Source organism: Pseudomonas oryzae, from assembly GCF_900104805.1.
In the GTDB taxonomy this organism is placed as follows: Bacteria; Pseudomonadota; Gammaproteobacteria; order Pseudomonadales; family Pseudomonadaceae; genus Geopseudomonas; species Geopseudomonas oryzae.
The window spans coordinates 4448247-4465504 of sequence record NZ_LT629751.1; the positions used below are offsets into that span (position 1 = coordinate 4448247).

Consider the following 17258-nt stretch of genomic DNA (forward strand, 5'->3'; position numbering starts at 1 on the left):
TGGCCCGCGGGCAGGCTGCGGCTGGCATTCGACGCGCAAGAAAAAGGGAGGCCGGAGCCTCCCCTTGTATCGATGTCCGCTTCGCCTCAGTCGAACAGGCCGAAGGTCAGCCGGCTCCACCAGGAACGCTTCGGCGCCGCGGCTTCGTCGGCGTCTTCGCTAGCGGCCGTCTCGCCGGCGTTGTGCGGCTCCAGTTCCTCGGGGATGGCGTCCAGCGCTTCCTGGTACTGGCGCTGCATGTCCTGGCTGGCGCGGGTCTGGCCGGGCGGCAGCGGCGTCTCGGTCTCGATCAGGCCGAGGGTGGCGCGGCTCAGCCACGAGCGGTTGTCGGTCTCTTCCTCGCGCGGCTGGAATTCGCCGTCGACCAGGCTCGGGTGCTCGGGGTAGTTGAGCTTGAGGGTCGCCAGGCTGGTGGCGGCCAGGTCGTCCAGGCCCAGGCGCTGGTAGGCCTCGGTCATCACCGCCAGGCCGTCGCCGACCGCGGGGGTTTCCTGGAAGTTCTCCACCACGTAGCGGCCGCGGTTGGCGGCGGCGACGTAGGCGTCGCGCTTGAGGTAGTAGTGGGCGACGTGGATCTCGTAGGCAGCCAGCAGGTTGCGCAGGTAGATCATGCGCGCCTTGGCGTCCGGGGCGTAGCGGCTGTTCGGGTAGCGGTTGACCAGCTGGGCGAACTCGTTGAACGAGTCACGGGCGGCGCCCGGATCGCGCTTGGTCATGTCCAGCGGCAGGAAGCGCGCCAGCAGGCCGCGGTCCTGGTCGAATGAAGCCAGACCCTTGAGGTAGTAGGCGTAGTCGACGTTCGGGTGCTGCGGGTGCAGGCGGATGAAGCGCTCGGCTGCGGCGCGGGCGGCTTCCGGCTCCTGGTTCTTGTAGTAGGCGTAGATCAGCTCGAGCTGGGCCTGTTCGGCGTAGCGACCGAACGGGTAGCGCGATTCCAGGGCCTTGAGGGTGTCGACGGCGCTGGTGTAGCTGTCGTTGTCCAGGTGCTCCTGCGCCTGCTGGTACAGCTCGGTCTCGCTGAGGTTTTCGTCGATCACCTGCTTCGACGAGCAGGCCGCGGTGAGGGCGAGGGTGGCGATCAGCAGCAGGTGTTTCACTTGCATGGCGCTAGGGTTCCCTGGGGCCGGGTGCGTGACAGGGGCCGGCCTGATATGATTGGCGCCCCAGAATCCTCTGGGGAAAAAGACGCCGTATTTAACCACAAGCCTGTGGCCAACCAAAGCCGCACGGCCCTCCCGATGTCCGCCATGTCCGAACTCATTCAATTGCGTGCCGAGGTGCCGTCCGAACTGGGCGGACAGCGGCTTGACCAGATCGCCGCTCAGGTTTTCCCCGAGCACTCCCGTTCGCGCCTGGCCGGCTGGATCAAGGACGGCCGCCTCACCGTCGATGGCGCCGTGCTGCGCCCGCGCGACACCGTTCACGGTGGCTCCGTGCTGCAGCTCGAGGCCGAGCGCGAAGCCCAGGTCGAGTACCAGGCCCAGGATATCGCCCTGAACATCGTCTACGAGGACGACCAGCTGCTGGTGATCGACAAGCCGGCCGGACTGGTGGTGCATCCGGCGGCCGGGCATGCCGACGGCACCCTGCTCAACGCCCTGCTGCACCATGCCCCCGGTCTGGCCAGCGTGCCGCGCGCCGGTATCGTCCACCGCCTGGACAAGGACACCACAGGTCTGATGGTGGTGGCCAAGACCCTCGAGGCGCACACCCAGTTGGTCGCCCAGCTGCAGGCGCGCAGCGTCAGCCGCATCTACGAGGCCATCGTGGTCGGCGTGGTCACCTCCGGGGGCAAGGTCGACGCGCCCATCGGTCGTCACCCGCAGCAGCGCCAGAAGATGGCGGTGACCAGTACCGGCAAGCCGGCGGTCAGCCACTACCGGGTGCTCGAGCGCTTCCGCGCGCACACCCACGTGCGGGTCAAGCTGGAAACCGGGCGTACCCACCAGATCCGCGTGCACATGGCTCACGAGCACTTCCCGCTGGTCGGCGACCCGGTCTACGGCGGCCGTTTCCGCATCCCGCCGGCGGCCAACCCGGTGCTGGTGCAGGCGCTGCGCGACTACCCGCGCCAGGCTCTGCACGCACGTTTCCTCGAGCTGGATCATCCGCTGACCGGCGAGCGCTTGGGCTGGGAGTCGCCGCTGCCGGACGACTTCGTCGAGCTGCTCAACCTGCTGCGCGGTGACCGCGAGGCGTTCATCGGATGAGCCTGCAGGTCGGCGATCTGCTGATCCCCGACTGGCCGGCGCCGGCCAATGTGCGCGCCGGCGTGACCACGCGGGCCGGCGGCGTCAGCCGGCCGCCGTTCGACAGCCTCAACCTCGGCGATCACGTCGGCGACGATCCGGCTGCGGTGGCCGAGAACCGCCGCCGCCTGCAGCAGCTGCTCGGCTGCCGGCCGGCCTGGCTCAGCCAGGTGCACGGCGTGGCGGTGGTCGAGGCCGACCCCGCGCAGGTGGCCGAGGCCGACGCCAGCTGGAGCGCCACGCCGGGCGTGACCTGCACCGTGATGACCGCCGACTGCCTGCCGGTGCTGTTCTGCGACCGCGCCGGCACGCGGGTCGCCGCGGCGCATGCCGGCTGGCGCGGGCTGGCCGCCGGGGTGCTGGAGGCCACGGTCGCCGCGCTGGGCTGCCCGGCGGGCGAGGTGCTGGTCTGGCTGGGACCTGCCATCGGTCCGCAGGCCTTCGAGGTCGGCGCCGAGGTGCGCGCGGCCTTCGTCGCGCAGCATGCCGAGGCGGCCGTGGCCTTCGTGCCCAGCGTCAATCCCGGCCGCTTCATGGCCGACCTGTACCGGCTGGCGCGCATCCGCCTCGCCGCCGTCGGCGTCACCGCGGTGTACGGCGGCGGGCTGTGTACCTACGGCGACGCCGAGCGTTTCTATTCCTTCCGCCGCGAGCCGCGCACCGGGCGGCTGGCCAGCCTGGTCTGGCTGGAGTCGGCACAGCCCTGAATGGGCGCAGGGTAGGCAACTCGCGAAGCGATTGCCTGCCACCGCGCGCCCATCCCATCGGTAGAAGATCGCTGCGCGAGTCTTCTACCCTACGAGTCTGACGCTCCGCGTCCCGCTTGACCCCGGTCAAGTCCGCGGCCCTTGAATCGCCGACGATCGTCCTCATCTATCCTGCAACCCGATTCCCAGGCGGATGCCGCAAGGCCGCTCCGCCGTCGCTTGCGAAGGACGAACCCATGCGTATCGACCGTTTGACCAGCAAACTGCAACTGGCCCTGTCCGATGCCCAGTCGCTGGCCGTGGGCCGCGACCACAGCGCCATCGAACCCGTGCACCTGATGTCCGCCCTGCTCGAGCAGCAGGGCGGTTCGATCCGCCCGCTGCTGATGCAGGTCGGCTTCGACATCGCCGCCCTGCGCCAGGCGCTGGCCAAGGCGCTCGACGACCTGCCGAAGATCCAGAACCCCACCGGCGACGTGAACATGTCGCAGGATCTCGCCCGCCTGCTCAACCAGGCCGACCGCCTGGCCCAGCAGAAGGGCGACCAGTACATCTCCAGCGAGCTGGTGCTGCTCGCCGCGCTGGACGGCGGCACCCGTCTCGGCAAGCTGCTGCTGGCCCAGGGGGTGAGCAAGCAGGCGCTGGAGAACGCCATCGCCAACCTGCGCGGCGGCGAGGCGGTCAACGACCCCAACGCCGAGGAGTCGCGCCAGGCGCTGGACAAGTACACCATCGACATGACCAAGCGCGCCGAGGACGGCAAGCTCGACCCGGTGATCGGTCGCGACGACGAGATCCGTCGCACCATCCAGGTCCTGCAGCGCCGCACCAAGAACAACCCGGTGCTGATCGGCGAGCCGGGTGTGGGCAAGACCGCCATCGTCGAGGGCCTGGCCCAGCGCATCGTCAACGGCGAGGTGCCCGACGGCCTCAAGGACAAACGCCTGCTGTCGCTGGACATGGGCGCGCTGATCGCCGGTGCCAAGTTCCGCGGCGAGTTCGAGGAGCGCCTCAAGGCGGTGCTCAACGAGCTGGCCAAGCAGGAAGGCCGGGTGATCCTGTTCATCGACGAGCTGCACACCATGGTCGGCGCCGGCAAGGCCGAAGGCGCGATGGATGCCGGCAACATGCTCAAGCCGGCGCTGGCGCGCGGCGAGCTGCACTGCGTCGGCGCCACCACCCTCGACGAGTACCGCCAGTACATCGAGAAGGACGCCGCGCTGGAGCGCCGCTTCCAGAAGGTGCTGGTCGACGAGCCGAGCGAGGAGGACACCATCGCCATCCTGCGCGGTTTGAAAGAACGCTACGAGGTGCACCACGGGGTGACCATCACCGACGGTGCGATCATCGCCGCCGCCAAGCTCAGCCACCGCTACATCACCGACCGCCAGCTGCCGGACAAGGCCATCGACCTGATCGACGAGGCCGCCAGCCGCATCCGCATGGAGATCGACTCCAAGCCCGAGGAGCTGGACCGCCTGGATCGCCGGCTGATCCAGCTGAAGATCGAGCGCGAGGCGCTCAAGAAGGAAACCGACGAAGCCACCCAGAAGCGCCTGGCCAAGCTGGAGGAGGACATCGCCAAGCTCGAGCGCGAATACGCCGACCTCGAGGAGATCTGGAAGTCGGAGAAGGCGGAGGTGCAGGGCTCGGCGCAGATCCAGCAGCAGCTCGAGCAGGCCCGCGCCGACATGGAGACCGCCCGTCGCCAGGGCAACCTGCAGCGCATGGCCGAGCTGCAGTACGGGGTGATTCCCGAACTGGAGCGCAAGCTGGCCAGCGTCGACAGCAGCGCGCAGAAGGACAAGCAGCTGCTGCGCAACCGCGTCACCGACGAGGAGATCGCCGAGGTGGTGTCCAAGTGGACCGGCATCCCGGTGGCCAAGATGATGGAGGGCGAGCGCGACAAGCTGCTGCGCATGGAGGCCGAGCTGCACAAGCGGGTGATCGGTCAGCACGAGGCGGTGGTGGCGGTGTCCAACGCGGTGCGCCGCTCGCGCGCCGGCCTCGCCGACCCCAACCGGCCGAGCGGCTCGTTCCTGTTCCTCGGTCCGACCGGGGTGGGCAAGACCGAGCTGTGCAAGGCGCTGGCCGAGTTCCTCTTCGACACCGAGGAGGCGATGGTGCGCATCGACATGTCCGAGTTCATGGAGAAACACTCGGTGGCCCGCCTGATCGGCGCGCCGCCGGGCTATGTCGGCTACGAGGAGGGTGGTTATCTGACCGAGGCGGTGCGGCGCAAGCCGTACTCGGTGATCCTCATGGACGAGGTGGAGAAGGCCCACCCGGACGTGTTCAACGTGCTGCTGCAGGTGCTCGAGGACGGCCGGCTGACCGACAGCCAGGGCCGCACCGTGGACTTCAAGAACTGCGTGGTGGTGATGACCTCCAACCTCGGTTCGGCGCAGATCCAGGAGCTGGTCGGCGATCCGGAGGCGCAGCGCGCCGCGGTGATGGATGCGGTGAGCCAGCACTTCCGCCCCGAGTTCATCAACCGCATCGACGAGGTGGTGGTGTTCGATCCGCTGGGCAAGGAGCAGATCGGCGGCATCGCCGAGATCCAGCTGGCGCGCCTGCGTAGTCGGCTGGCCGAGCGCGACCTGGCGCTGGAGCTGACGCCCGAGGCGCTGGAGAAGCTGATCGCCGTCGGCTACGACCCGGTGTATGGCGCGCGGCCGCTCAAGCGCGCGATCCAGCGCTGGATCGAGAACCCGCTGGCGCAGCAGATCCTCGCCGGCGAGTTCGCCCCGGGGGCTACCATCCACGCGCGGGTCGAGGGCGAGCAGATCGTGTTCGCCTGAGGTAGGCCGGGGCGGGACGCTTTGCCGGCCCCGGCAGCAAAAAGGCACGGACTCCGCAGGAGCCGTGCCTTTTTGCTGTTTCTTCCGGAAGGAACTCAGTCGCCGGCCGGTTGGCCGTCCTCCAGGCGCTGCAGTACCCGGTAGATCGCCTGCAGGGCGCGCTGCATGAGCGGGCTGTCGCTCGGCTGGCCGAGCAGGTAGACGCTGCCGTCGTGCAGGCCCTGCGCCAGGCGGGCCGCCGACCAGGTGCGGCTGTGTTGGCCGCTGGGGTCGATGAACAGGTAGTGGCGGCTGGCCGGGCTGAACCAGGACAGGCGCAGGCGGTGTACCTGGCCATCCTCGAGGAAACCGAACAGGCTGCCGAAGGGCAGGCCCTCGAGCTGACGCAGCAGGGTTTCCAGCTCGGGCGGCAGCGCTTCCTCCTCCTCGGTCAGTGGCTCCGGGGCGGCTGGTGGCTGCAGCAGGGCACCGAGGCTGTTGTCCGGCAGCTTGACCGTCAGCTCGGCGACCAGTTCGGGCTGGCCGGCCTGGACGGCATGCTGGCAGGCGATCACGTCCTGCAGCAGACGGCGAATGTCGGCGTCGCTCAGGCTGCCGAGCTGTTGCAGGCCTTCGCGCAGGCGGTCGAGCAGACCCAGGCGCTCGCGCTGCATGTTTTCGCGGTCGTGCCGCTCGAGTGGCATGCAGCTCCAGGCCAGTTGTTCGGCAGCCTGGCAGGCCTGCCGCCATTCCTCGCTGTCCTCGCCCTGGCGCAGGTGGATGAGGGCCAGCACGTCACGCCAGCCTTTGACCATCAGCTCCTGCATCGGGCGCGGCAGCGTGCGTCCGGCCAGCACCCGGCGGATCTGCGCTGCGGCCTGCTGGTGGGCGACATGCAGGCGGTCGCGCCCGCGCGCGGTGTCGAGGGCGCGCTTCTCGCGCAGCTCGACGCGCTGCTGCAGACGGCGCAGGTGTTCCTCGAAGTCCAGCAGCAACTCGCTGAACAGGCTGCTGTCGCTGTCGAAGTCGCGCAGGATGCGCTCGACGATCTGCTGCATCTTCGCCAACAGTCCGGAGGCATCGTCGTCCTCGGCGAAGCGAGCTCCGGCCTTGGCCATGTTGTCGAGCAGCTGGCGCGCCGGATGGATGTCGCGGGTGAACAGTTCGCGATCACTCAGGGCGAGCTTCAGGTAGGGGGTGTGCAGGTGCGAGAGCACCGTCTTGCAGCGATCCGGCAGGCTGGGGTCGTCGAGGATGAAGGCGAACAGCATGCCGACCAGATCGATGATGTCCGCCGCGTCGCGGTCGAGCTGCTGGCGCGCGGGCAGCGTACAGGCGGCCTCCAGCTCGGCATGCAGGCGGGCCTTGAGTTGCTGGGCGTCCTGTCTGGATTGGGCAGGGGTGCCGAGTTCGCGCATGCTGACCTGTTGCAGACGGGTCAGTGCGGCGATCAGCTCCTCTTCGCTGTACAGGCCGCCGCTACCCGGTGACGGCGCTGGCGTTGGCGCGGCGCTGGCGGTCGGCAGAGACGGTTCATGAGCGTGGCGACGACTGAGCAGGCGGGTGACTCCGCGGAACAGTTGCTCGCTCTCGCTGCGCGGCTCGTTGCCCCAGGCGTCGCTGTCGGTGGCGGGCGCTCGGCTGGATGTGGCGCTGTTGTCCGGGCCGCGCGGCGCGGGCTCGACCTTGCCGGGCAGTTGCTGCGGCTGCCGCAGTGGCGGAGGCTGGTCGCTGAGCTGGGGCAGGACGTCGGCTTCGATCAGTTGCTGGTTCAGACCGGCATAGAGTCCGTCGAGAGAGGCCAGGGCCTGTTGCTCGAACAGCTCGTAGAGCGTGCGGCGGATGACCAGCGGCAGGGGATCGGCCGCGAGCGCCTGGCGGAAGGCTTCGGCCAGCGACTCCGGTGCGAATGGGTTGTCCTGGCGCAGGGCGGCTGCCGGTGCTGGCGTCAGCTGCGCCAGACGGCGCTCCAGTGCGCCGAGCTGGCGGGTGCAGCGGCTGCGGCAGCGTCGCGCCAGCTGGTCGAGCTGCAGGCGCTCCTCATGCTCGTCATGCTCGAGTAACGACAGTTCGGTGGCGCTCGGTCGGACCTGGGGCTCGCGCCCTTCCAGGAAGGTGGCAAAGAAGCCAGCCAGACACTGGTGGAAAACCCGCACGACCTGCGGGCGCTGGTTGCGCACGGCGCGCATGCCGTCGAAGAACAGCGCCTGCTCCTGGTTGCTGGTCGCCTGCTCGGCCTGGTTGAACAGGGCCTCTTCGGCCTGGGTGAGGGCCAGGTTGAGCGACTGGTCGAGATGGTTCATCGCCAGTTCGAGGCAGCGTTGCTCGAGCGCGCTGAAGCGTGGCCGCAGGCTGCGGCTGGCCAGCGGTGTCGGGGTGGATGGGGTAGACGGAGGGGTAGGGCTCATGCTGGTCCGGCGGGCCATCGCCCAGTGCTTTCAGAGTGGGTGCAGATATAGCAAGGGGCCGCGCTTCTGCCAAGCGCTGGAAAAAAGCTAATGAAATGCTTGACATAGCTTCGGATGTCGGTAGAATGCCGCGCCACTGACACGGGAAATCAGCAGCGCTGATCACCGTAGAGGGTTGGAAGTCTCGACGTTCCGCGATAGCTCAGTCGGTAGAGCAAGTGACTGTTAATCACTGGGTCCCTGGTTCGAGTCCAGGTCGCGGAGCCAACTTCCAGGCGGGGTATAGCGCAGTCCGGTAGCGCGCCTGCTTTGGGAGCAGGATGTCGGGAGTTCGAATCTCTCTACCCCGACCAGTTTTGGGTCGTTAGCTCAGTGGTAGAGCAGTTGGCTTTTAACCAATTGGTCGTAGGTTCGACCCCTACACGACCCACCATATTTCCTTCTGCGGAAGGACCGAAAAGCTGGAAGTGCCGCGAGGCCTTCCGGCTTTTTTGTTTGTCCGCGTTTTCTTCGCGATGTCCTGGCTCGCCGTCTCGCGGGTCGTGCCCTCGAGACGGCGAGCGCGGCCATCAGTGCAGCTTGAGGCGCGGTTCGGTGCTGCGGCCGAGACGATCGCTGATCATCAGCAGCAGGGTGCGGAACGGCCCGTACAGCGCCATCTGGTGCAGGCGATACAGCGAGATGTAGAACCAGCGCGCCAGGCGCCCCTCGAGCATCACGTCGCCGGTCAGATTGCCCATCAGGTTGCCCACGGCGCTGAAGCTCGACAGCGAGATCAGCGAGCCGTAGTCACGATAACGGTACTCCAGCAGCGGCTGGCCCTGCAGGCGGCGCGCCAGGGACTTGGCCAGCAGCGAGGCCTGCTGGTGGGCGGCCTGGGCGCGCGGCGGCACGCTCTTGCCATCCTCCATCGGGCAGGCGGCGCAGTCGCCGAGAGCGAAGATGTGCTCGTCGCGGGTGGTCTGCAGGGTCGCTTGCACCACCAGCTGGTTGATCCGGTTGCTTTCCAGGCCGTCGATGTCGGCGAGGAATTCCGGCGCGCGGATGCCGGCCGCCCATACCTTGAGGGTGGCCGGGATGAACTGGCCGTCGGCGGTGTGCAGGCCTTCGGCGGTGACCTCCTTGACCGGCGAGTTGACCAGTACGGTGATGCCCAGCTTCTCCAGGGTGCTGTGCACCGGCCGGCTGATGCGCTCGGGCAGGGCGGGAACCACCCGTGGGCCGGCCTCGATCAGGGTCAGGTTGAGGTCCTGCGGGCGGATGCCCTCCAGGCCGTAGGCGGCTAGCAGCAGGGCTGCGTGGTGCAGTTCGGCGGCCAGTTCGACGCCGGTGGCGCCGGCGCCGACGATGGCCACGTTGATCTGCGCCGCGCCCTCGCGCTGCGGGTGGGCGTGGGCGCACAGGTACTGGTTGAGCAGCAGATTGTGGAAGCGTTCGGCCTGGGCGCGCGAGTCGAGGAACAGGCAGTGTTCGGCCGCCCCGGTCGTGCCGAAGTCGTTGGTCTTGCTGCCGACCGCCAGCACCAGGGTGTCGTAGGCGATCTCGCGCGCCGGCACCAGTTCCTCGCCGCGGTCGTCGTGAATGGCCTCGAGACGGATCACCTTGCGCGCGCGGTCGAGGCCGCACATGCGGCCGGCCTGGAACTTGAAGTGGTTCCACTTGGCCTGGGCGACGTAGTTCAGCTCGTTCTCCGAGGAGTTCAGCGAGCCGGCGGCCACCTCGTGCAGCAGCGGTTTCCAGATGTGGGTGAGGTTGGCGTCAACCAGGGTGATGCGCGCCTGGCCGCGCTTGCCGAGGCGGCGTCCCAGGCGGGTCGCCAGTTCGATGCCGCCGGCGCCGCCGCCGACGATCACGATGTGATGGGTCATGGATGGGTCTCGCAAGGCTTGGAAAAAGCGGGGGAGACTGGCGGCGGCCAGGAGCTGGACTCATTGCGCGAGGGAGGCCAGCAGGCGGCTCAGCAGGCCCAGGCCGACGACCACGGCCAGCACGACGGCCAGCAGCAGCCAGGGGCGGAACGGTTGGCGTTCGACCTGGTGTTGCGGAGCGCTCAGGTAGTGCTCGACGCGGCGCTGGTCTTCGGGGCTCAGGCGACTGGGCATGGCAGTCTCGAAAAAGGCAATTCGACCATTGTAAGCAGGTGGCGGCGGGTGGCTCAATGCTACCGAAGTGCCGCCCGGGCTCCCGGGTAGCCGTGCGCGCATCAGTCCGGGGGCATCTCAGGTTGAAGGCTAGTCCAGTGGGCGCGCACTGTCAGGTTGTCGCGGGTACTCTGGGACGGGAGAGGGCGGTGTAAACTGAGCGGCATCATGGCCATGGTTCCGGAAATGCACCTGCGCGAAGTCACCTCTGCCGATCATGCCGCTCTCCATGCGCTGTGGGCGCGTACCCCGGGCATCCAGTTGCGCGCCGAGGATGCCTGCGCGCCCTTCTGCGCCTACCTGGAGCGCAACCCCGGGCTCAGTCTGCTCGCCGAAGTCGATGGCGCCATCGTTGCCAGCCTGCTGGCCGGGCATGACGGTAGGCGCGGCTACCTGCAGCACCTGGTGGTGGATCCCGGCCATCGGCGCCGCGGTATCGCCAGCGCACTGATCGAGGCGGTGCTGGCGCGCCTGGCCGCGCAGGGTATCGCCAAGAGCCATGTCTTCGTCCTCGACGCCGCGCCGGCGGCACTGGCGTTCTGGCGCGCCCGCCGCGGCTGGCTCGAGCGTCGCGATATCCGTGTTTTTTCCACTGTGGAGCAGAAAGCATGAAAGCATGGCTGTTGCTGGGGCTGGTCCTGCTGGTCGGCAGCGCGCAGGCGCTGGAGACCGGCGAGCGTTTGCCGCCCTGGACCCTGAGCGATCAGTTCGAGCAGTCCTACACCCTCGATGACCAGCTGCATATCCTGCTGGTGGCGCGCAGCATGGACGGCGCCAAGCTGGTCAAGGCGGCGCTGGAGGGCCGACCCAAGGGCTACCTCGAGGCGCGTCGGGCGCTGTTCGTCGCCGACATCAGTGGCATGCCCAGCCTGATCGGCAAGCTGTTCGCCATCCCGGCGATGCGCGACTACAGCTACCGTGTGCTGCTCGATCGCGAGGCGCAGGTGGTGCCGCAGTACGCCGCCCCCGAGGCGGGCGTGCTGTGGCTGCAGCTGGAGCAGGGCGTGCTGCGCGAGCGGCGCAGCTTCACCGATGCGGCGGCGCTGCGCACGGCGCTGGAGCAGGTCGCGCCGTGATCGCCGCCGAACTGCTCAGCGAGGCCAGCCTGTGGCTGGGCGCCCTGCTGTTCCTGCCGCTGCTGCTGGCGGCGCTCTGGCATGCGCCCTGGGTCGAGCTGTGCAGCGATTTCCGCCGCCAGCACCTGCTGTTCGGCACCGTGCTGGCGCTGTTCCTGCTGTGGCTGGTGCGGCGCGACTTCGCCTCCGGGTTGTCCTTCCACTTCATCGGCATGACCGCGGTGACCCTGTTGCTCGACTGGCCGCTGGCGGTACTGTCGGCCTTCGCCGCGCAGCTGGCGCTGGTCGGCCTGGGGCGCCAGGATGCCCTGGCGCTGGGGGTCAACGGCGTGCTGCTGATCCTCATCCCGGTGCTGGTCACCGAGGCCTGTGCGCGGGCGGTCGAGCGTCTGCAGCCGCGCAACCTGTTCGTCTACATCTTCTTCAGCGGGTTCTTTCCGGCGGCGCTGGTGGCGGTGCTGGTGCTGCTCGCCGGTCTCGGCGTGCTGCTCAATGACGGTATCTACCAGATGCCGCCCTGGCTGGACGACTTCGCCGGCTTCCTCTGGTTGATCATGTTCCCCGAGGCCTTCATCAACGGCACGGTGATCACCGCGCTGGTGGTCTACTACCCGGAGTGGCTGGAGACCTTCAACCGCACCCGCTACCTGCAGGCGCCGTGGAAGGAGGAGGGCAAGGGTGGGGACGAGAGCTGAGAAGGCTCAGGCGGCGAGATTTGCCGGAGCCACAAAGGAAGAAGCCTCCCGGTCGGTGAACCGGAAGGCTTCGCGGCGGTAGCTGCCCTTGCCCTTGGCGGGCTGTTCCTGGCGACAGCGGAACAGCGGTTGTGCGACCAGGGATTTGGCCTTGTTCGGGCCGGATTTGCGTTGCTTGGCCATGAGCTTGCCTCGTGCTGAGCCGGCGGGTCTGCCGGCGCGCGCATCATCGGCTGCTGTACGGAAAATGTCCAGCGCCGCGGTGCTGGACTATTCGCTGGGCAGGCTGAGGCGGACCCCGGCGATCTGCAGGGTCAGCTGCGCCAGGCCGTTCCACGGATCGCCGGGCGCCTGGCCCTTGATCTGTTCGTCGATACGCTGGGCGTCGCGCAGCAGCTGCTGCCAGCGGCTCGCCGGATGGCGCTGCACGGCGCGGCCGACCAGGCCCTGGCGCTTGCCGAAGATCGGCGGCTTGGCTTGGGCGATCAGTCGCTCCAGCGGCAGGCCCTGGCCGTGCTGCTGGGCCAGGCTGGCCAGCAGGCGCAGTTCGCGCGCCAGGCCCCAGAGGATCACCGCTGCCTCCACGCCTTCGCCGCGCAGCCCTTCGAGCATGCGCAGGGCGTGCGCCGCCTCACCGCCCAGGGCGGCGTCGAGCAGGCCGAACAGGTCGAAACGCGCGCTGTCGGCGACACTGGCCTGCACGGTGGCTGCGTCGACCTGGTTGCCCTCGACCAGCAGCTTGAGCTTCTCGATCTCCTGTACCGCGGCCAGCAGGTTGCCCTCGATGCGCGCCACCAGCAGATCCACCGCTTCGGCGCTGGCGGCCAGGCCGGCCTGGCTCAGACGCTGACGGAGCCACTGCGGCAACTGCGTGGCGTCCACCGGCCAGATTTGCACGAACTGGCTGTTGTCGCCCTCGATCAGCGCCTTGGCCCACTTGCTCTTCTGCACCTTGCCGTCGAGGCGCGGCAGGCTGAGCAGCAGCACGGTGTCTTCGGCCGGGCGCGCCAGATAGTCGAGCAGCACGGCGATGCCTTCGTCGCTCGGTTTGGCGGAGGGCAGGCGCAGCTCGAGCAGGCGTTTTTCAGCGAACAGCGACAGGCTGGCGCTGGCCTCGCGCAGCAGGTTCCAGTCGAAGCCGGCATCGGCGTGGAACACCTGGCGCTCGCTGAAGTCGCGGGCGCGGCAGGTGGCGCGGATGGCGTCGCAGGCTTCCTGGCAGAGCAGCGGCTCGTCGCCGCTGACCACGTAGACGGGGGCGAGCGGGCCCTGCAGGTGCTTGGCCAGCTGTGCGGGATTGAGTTTCATCGGCGCGAAAACGGGGCCCGCAGGCCCCGTGGTCGATCAGCGGGCCGGGGTTGCCGGCGCGGCCTGGCGAGCGGCAGCGGCCGCCTTGGCCTCCGCTTCGGCCTTGGCCTGGGCGGTTTCCTGCAGTTCGGCGAGCTGTGCCGGGCTAAGCTGTTGCAGGCGCAGGAGCAGTTGCTGGACCAGCTCGCGGCGCATCTCGGTGCGCACCCGCTCGGCTTCCTGGTCGGTGCCGGCCAGGTTGTTGGAGTCGTGCACGTAGACCTTCTGGGTCGCCACCTGGTCGCGCAGCAGCGTCAGCTGGTTGCCGCGGATCTCGTAGGCGAGGTTGGCGGTCATCTCGTACTCGGCACTGCGCGCCGCGCTGGTGTAGCTGGCGGTGCGCTGCTTCTGGCCTTCTCCGACCAGCACCAGCTGGTAGGGGGCGCCGCCGTGCACGCGCACGCCGCTGTTCTCCAGGGCGCGGCGCACGTCCTTGACGGTATCGCCGTAGGCGTTGCGCGCCTTGAGGTCCAGCTCGCGCAGGGCGAAGGCATCGCTGCCGGTGCCGCGCAGCTGGAAGCCGCAGGCCGCGAGCAGAGTGGTGAGCAGCACCAGCAGCAGGCCGGTCAGGCTGGATTTCATCGATCTTCCCTCGTATGCAGCCGCCCGCATGGCGGGCGGCGGGTTGGATGCTGACGTCAGTTGGCGACGATGTTGACCAGCTTGCCGGGCACCACGATCACCTTGCGGATGGTCTGGCCCTCGGTGAAGCGCAGCACGTTCTCGTTGCCGCGCGCGGCGGTCTCGATCTCCTCGCGGGAGGCCGCGGCGGCGACCTGGATCTCGCCGCGCAGCTTGCCGTTGACCTGCACCACCAGGGTCAGGGTGTCCTGCACCAGGGCGGACTCGTCGACCGTAGGCCAGGCGGCGTCGATCACCGCGTCGCCGTGGCCCAGCGCCTGCCACAGCGCGTGGCAGATGTGCGGGGTGATCGGCGCCAGCAGCAGGGTCACGGCCTCCAGGCCTTCCTGCAGCAGGGCGCGATCCTGGGCGCTCTCGGTCGGTGCCTTCTCCAGCACGTTCATCAGGGTCATCACCTGGGCGATGGCGGTGTTGAACTTGTGGTGCTGGCCGACATCCTGGCTGGCCTGCTTGATGGCCAGGTGGATGGCGCGGCGGATCTCCTTCTGCGCATCGTTCAGGATGGTGGTGTCCAGCGCGCCCGGCAGGCCGGCGGCGACGTGGGCCTGGGCCAGGCGCCAGATGCGGCGCAGGAAGCGCGCGGCGCCCTCGACGCCGGAGTCGGACCACTCCAGGCTCATCTCCGGCGGTGCGGCGAACATCATGAACAGGCGGCAGGTGTCGGCGCCGTACTGCTCGATCATGGTCTGCGGGTCGACGCCGTTGTTCTTCGACTTGGACATCTTCTCGGTGCCGCCGATCTCCACCGGCAGGCCGTCGCTCTTCAGGCGCGCGGCTATCGCCTTGCCCTTGGCGTCGGTGTCGACCTCGACGTCGGCCGGGTTGAACCACAGCTTGCTGCCGTTCTCCTGCAGGCGGTAGTAGGTCTCGGCGATCACCATGCCCTGGGTCAGCAGGTTGGTGAACGGCTCGTCGCTGTCCACCAGGCCCTCGTCGCGCATCAGCTTGTGGAAGAAGCGCGCGTAGAGCAGGTGCAGGATGGCGTGTTCGATGCCGCCGATGTACTGGTCTACCGGCAGCCAGTGGTTGGCCGCGGCCTTGTCCACCATGCCGCCTTCGAACTTCGGCGAGGCGTAGCGCGCGTAGTACCAGGACGACTCGACGAAGGTGTCCATGGTGTCGGTTTCACGCTTGGCGGCGGCGCCGCACTTCGGGCAGCTGCACGCGTAGAACTCGGGCATCCTGGCCAGCGGGCTGCCGGTGCCGTCCGGCACCACGTCCTCGGGCAGTACCACCGGCAGCTGCTCGGCGGGCACCGGCACGTCGCCGCAGCTCGGGCAGTGGATGATCGGGATCGGGCAGCCCCAGTAGCGCTGGCGGCTGATGCCCCAGTCGCGCAGGCGGAACTGGGTCTTGCGGGCGCCGTGGCCGCTCGCTTCCAGGTCGGCGACGATGGCGTCGAAGGCGGCCTGGAACTCGAGGTTGTCGTACTTGCCGCTGTTGACGGTGACCAGGCCGGCCTTGTCGGCGTACCAGGCCTGCCACTGGCTGGCGCTGAAGTCGTCGTCGCCCTCGGCCTTGCGGTAGACCTGCACCAGCGGCAGGCCGTACTTGTTGGCGAACTCGAAGTCGCGCTCGTCGTGGGCCGGTACGGCCATCACCGCGCCTTCGCCGTAGCCCCACAGCACGTAGTTGGCGACGAATACCGGCAGCTTGTCGCCGGTCAGCGGATGGATGACGAACTGGCCGGTCGGCAGGCCCTTCTTCTCCATGGTCGCCACGTCGGCCTCGGCGACCGAGCCGGACTTGCATTCGGCGATGAAGGCGGCCAGTTCGGCGTTGTGCTCGGCGGCGCGCTGGGCCAGCGGGTGCTCGGCAGCGACCGCCACGTAGGTGGCGCCCATCAGGGTGTCCGGACGGGTCGAGTAGACCTTCAGGCGGCCTTCGCCACCGCAGGTCGCGGCGTCGTAGGCGAACTCGATGTCGGCGCCGAAGCTCTTGCCGATCCAGTTGCGCTGCATGGTCTTGACCTGCTCGGGCCAGCCGTCGAGCTTGTCGAGGTCGGCCAGCAGTTCTTCCGCGTAGGCGGTGATGCGGAAGTAGTACATCGGGATCTCGCGCTTCTCGACCAGCGCGCCGGAGCGCCAGCCGCGACCGTCGATCACCTGCTCGTTGGCCAGCACGGTCTGGTCCACCGGGTCCCAGTTGACGGTGCCGTTTTTGCGGTAGATCACGCCCTTCTCGAACAGGCGGGTGAACAGCCACTGCTCCCAGCGGTAGTAGTCCGGCTTGCAGGTGGTGACCTCGCGCGACCAGTCGATGGCCAGGCCCAGGCTCTTCAGCTGGGTCTTCATGTAGTCGATGTTGGCGTAGGTCCAGGCGGCCGGGGCGACCTGGTTCTGCATCGCGGCGTTCTCCGCCGGCATGCCGAATGCGTCCCAGCCCATCGGCTGCAGCACGTTCTTGCCCTGCATGCGCTGGTAGCGCGCGATCACGTCGCCGATGGTGTAGTTGCGCACGTGGCCCATGTGCAGCTTGCCGCTCGGGTAGGGGAACATCGACAGGCAATAGAAGGTGTCCTTGCCGGGCTGTTCACTCACTTCAAAGGACTGGTGCGCGGCCCAGTGGGACTGCGCGGCGGCTTCGATCTCGCGGGGCTGATACTGTTCGTGCATGGCTCTGCCGGACTGGAAAAGAGGGGGTGACGAAAGCCCCTAAGCATACATGACCCCCGCGGATCAGGGGAAACCCTGATCCGCGGGGCGACTGCGCTCAGGACTGGGGGTTGCGCGCCGCCTGCAGGCGTTTCTCGGTGCTCTTCAGCAGACGCTCGGTGGCGACGATGGCGCGGGTGTGACGGCCTTCGCCGACCTTGCCGCCGTCGTCGAACAGCTCGACGCGGAAGGCGTACAGCTTGCCGTCCATGCCGAGGAAGGTGGCGCGGGCGCGCACCGTCTCGAACAGCGGAGTGGCGGCCAGGTGGGTAACGTCGACGCCGACGCCGACCGACAGCTCGCCGTCCTTGAGCAGCGGGCGCATCAGCCGCGCGGCGGCCAGCTCCAGCAGGCCGACCATGCGCGCGGTGGCCAGTACGTCGGGGAAGTCGTCGCCGGGCTCCGAGCACAGGGTGCGCGGCGAGTCGCTGCCGCTGACGCGATAGGCGAGTTCGTACTGGCTGTCGATGGCCAGGGTGGGGGTGTCCGCGGCGGTGGTCATCTCGGGAGCTCCTGCAGGTGGCGATGAGGCGCCCATGCTACGAGCCGGGTGGGCACG

The 17258-nt window shown here is 68.5% G+C and carries 15 protein-coding genes and 3 tRNA genes; 9 read left to right on the forward strand and 9 right to left on the reverse strand.

The genetic code is table 11. The features are described 5' to 3' along the window. Positions 1 to 86: 86 nt before the first annotated feature. Positions 87 to 1103, reverse strand: a complete 1017-nt coding sequence (locus tag BLT78_RS20305; RefSeq protein ID WP_090351780.1) for an outer membrane protein assembly factor BamD — start codon at positions 1101 to 1103, stop codon at positions 87 to 89. Positions 1104 to 1247: 144 nt separating this feature from the next. On the opposite strand from BLT78_RS20305, the gene rluD reads away from it, so the two are divergent. From rluD to clpB, 3 genes are all read left to right on the forward strand, one after another. Next, positions 1248 to 2210 (forward strand): 23S rRNA pseudouridine(1911/1915/1917) synthase RluD, encoded by a 963-nt coding sequence (rluD, locus tag BLT78_RS20310; protein ID WP_090351782.1) that lies wholly within the window; start codon positions 1248 to 1250, stop codon positions 2208 to 2210. Further along, the gene (pgeF, locus tag BLT78_RS20315) at positions 2207 to 2956 is read left to right on the forward strand and encodes a peptidoglycan editing factor PgeF (protein WP_090351784.1); all 750 of its coding nucleotides are present in this window, start codon (positions 2207 to 2209) and stop codon (positions 2954 to 2956) included. The genes rluD and pgeF overlap by 4 nt, the downstream gene beginning before the upstream one ends. A gap of 236 nt (positions 2957 to 3192) precedes the next feature. Further along, the gene (gene clpB / locus BLT78_RS20320; RefSeq protein ID WP_090351785.1) at positions 3193 to 5757 is read left to right on the forward strand and encodes an ATP-dependent chaperone ClpB; all 2565 of its coding nucleotides are present in this window, start codon (positions 3193 to 3195) and stop codon (positions 5755 to 5757) included. Between the two features lie 95 nt (positions 5758 to 5852). On the opposite strand, the gene BLT78_RS20325 is transcribed toward clpB, so the two are convergent. Next, positions 5853 to 8144 (reverse strand): DUF1631 domain-containing protein, encoded by a 2292-nt coding sequence (locus BLT78_RS20325; RefSeq protein ID WP_157719558.1) that lies wholly within the window; start codon positions 8142 to 8144, stop codon positions 5853 to 5855. Positions 8145 to 8335: 191 nt separating this feature from the next. On the opposite strand from BLT78_RS20325, the gene BLT78_RS20330 reads away from it, so the two are divergent. From BLT78_RS20330 to BLT78_RS20340, 3 genes are all read left to right on the forward strand, one after another. Continuing rightward, positions 8336 to 8411 (forward strand) — tRNA-Asn (locus tag BLT78_RS20330). Positions 8412 to 8420: 9 nt separating this feature from the next. Beyond that, positions 8421 to 8497, forward strand: a tRNA-Pro gene (locus BLT78_RS20335). Positions 8498 to 8502: 5 nt separating this feature from the next. Further along, positions 8503 to 8577 (forward strand) — tRNA-Lys (locus tag BLT78_RS20340). A 136-nt stretch (positions 8578 to 8713) separates the two neighbouring features. On the opposite strand, the gene BLT78_RS20345 is transcribed toward BLT78_RS20340, so the two are convergent. Then, complete coding sequence (locus BLT78_RS20345; protein WP_090351788.1) at positions 8714 to 10012, reverse strand: NAD(P)/FAD-dependent oxidoreductase; 1299 nt, start codon at positions 10010 to 10012, stop codon at positions 8714 to 8716. A gap of 60 nt (positions 10013 to 10072) precedes the next feature. After that, on the reverse strand, positions 10073 to 10246 hold the full coding sequence (locus BLT78_RS20350; RefSeq protein ID WP_090351790.1) for a DUF3094 family protein: 174 nt from the start codon (positions 10244 to 10246) through the stop codon (positions 10073 to 10075). A 225-nt stretch (positions 10247 to 10471) separates the two neighbouring features. Between BLT78_RS20350 and BLT78_RS20355 the strand changes: the two genes are divergently transcribed. Genes BLT78_RS20355 through BLT78_RS20365 form a run of 3 tightly spaced genes read left to right on the forward strand, consistent with a single transcriptional unit; the run spans position 10472 to position 12056 of the window. Then, positions 10472 to 10897, forward strand: coding sequence for a GNAT family N-acetyltransferase (locus BLT78_RS20355; protein WP_090352438.1), 426 nt, complete (start codon positions 10472 to 10474; stop codon positions 10895 to 10897). Then, positions 10894 to 11361: an FAD/FMN-containing dehydrogenase gene (locus BLT78_RS20360; protein WP_090351792.1), complete on the forward strand. Its 468-nt coding sequence runs from the start codon at positions 10894 to 10896 to the stop codon at positions 11359 to 11361. The genes BLT78_RS20355 and BLT78_RS20360 overlap by 4 nt, the downstream gene beginning before the upstream one ends. Next, the gene (locus tag BLT78_RS20365; RefSeq protein WP_090351794.1) at positions 11358 to 12056 is read left to right on the forward strand and encodes an energy-coupling factor ABC transporter permease; all 699 of its coding nucleotides are present in this window, start codon (positions 11358 to 11360) and stop codon (positions 12054 to 12056) included. Before BLT78_RS20360 ends, BLT78_RS20365 begins: the two co-directional genes overlap by 4 nt. Positions 12057 to 12062: 6 nt before the next feature. Here BLT78_RS20365 and arfA read toward each other — a convergent pair whose 3' ends face one another. From arfA to BLT78_RS20390, 5 genes are all read right to left on the reverse strand, one after another. After that, positions 12063 to 12239 (reverse strand): alternative ribosome rescue factor ArfA, encoded by a 177-nt coding sequence (gene arfA, locus BLT78_RS20370; RefSeq protein ID WP_090351795.1) that lies wholly within the window; start codon positions 12237 to 12239, stop codon positions 12063 to 12065. Between the two features lie 87 nt (positions 12240 to 12326). Next, complete coding sequence (holA, locus tag BLT78_RS20375; protein ID WP_090351797.1) at positions 12327 to 13364, reverse strand: DNA polymerase III subunit delta; 1038 nt, start codon at positions 13362 to 13364, stop codon at positions 12327 to 12329. Between the two features lie 36 nt (positions 13365 to 13400). Then, a complete protein-coding gene (locus tag BLT78_RS20380) occupies positions 13401 to 13985 on the reverse strand; it encodes an LPS-assembly lipoprotein LptE (protein ID WP_090351798.1) in 585 nt (194 codons plus the stop codon). A 56-nt stretch (positions 13986 to 14041) separates the two neighbouring features. Next, a complete protein-coding gene (gene leuS, locus BLT78_RS20385) occupies positions 14042 to 16660 on the reverse strand; it encodes a leucine--tRNA ligase (RefSeq protein WP_090351800.1) in 2619 nt (872 codons plus the stop codon). 97 nt (positions 16661 to 16757) lie between these two features. Next, positions 16758 to 17201, reverse strand: a complete 444-nt coding sequence (locus BLT78_RS20390; RefSeq protein WP_090351801.1) for a thioesterase family protein — start codon at positions 17199 to 17201, stop codon at positions 16758 to 16760. Between the last annotated feature and the right edge of the window lie 57 nt (positions 17202 to 17258).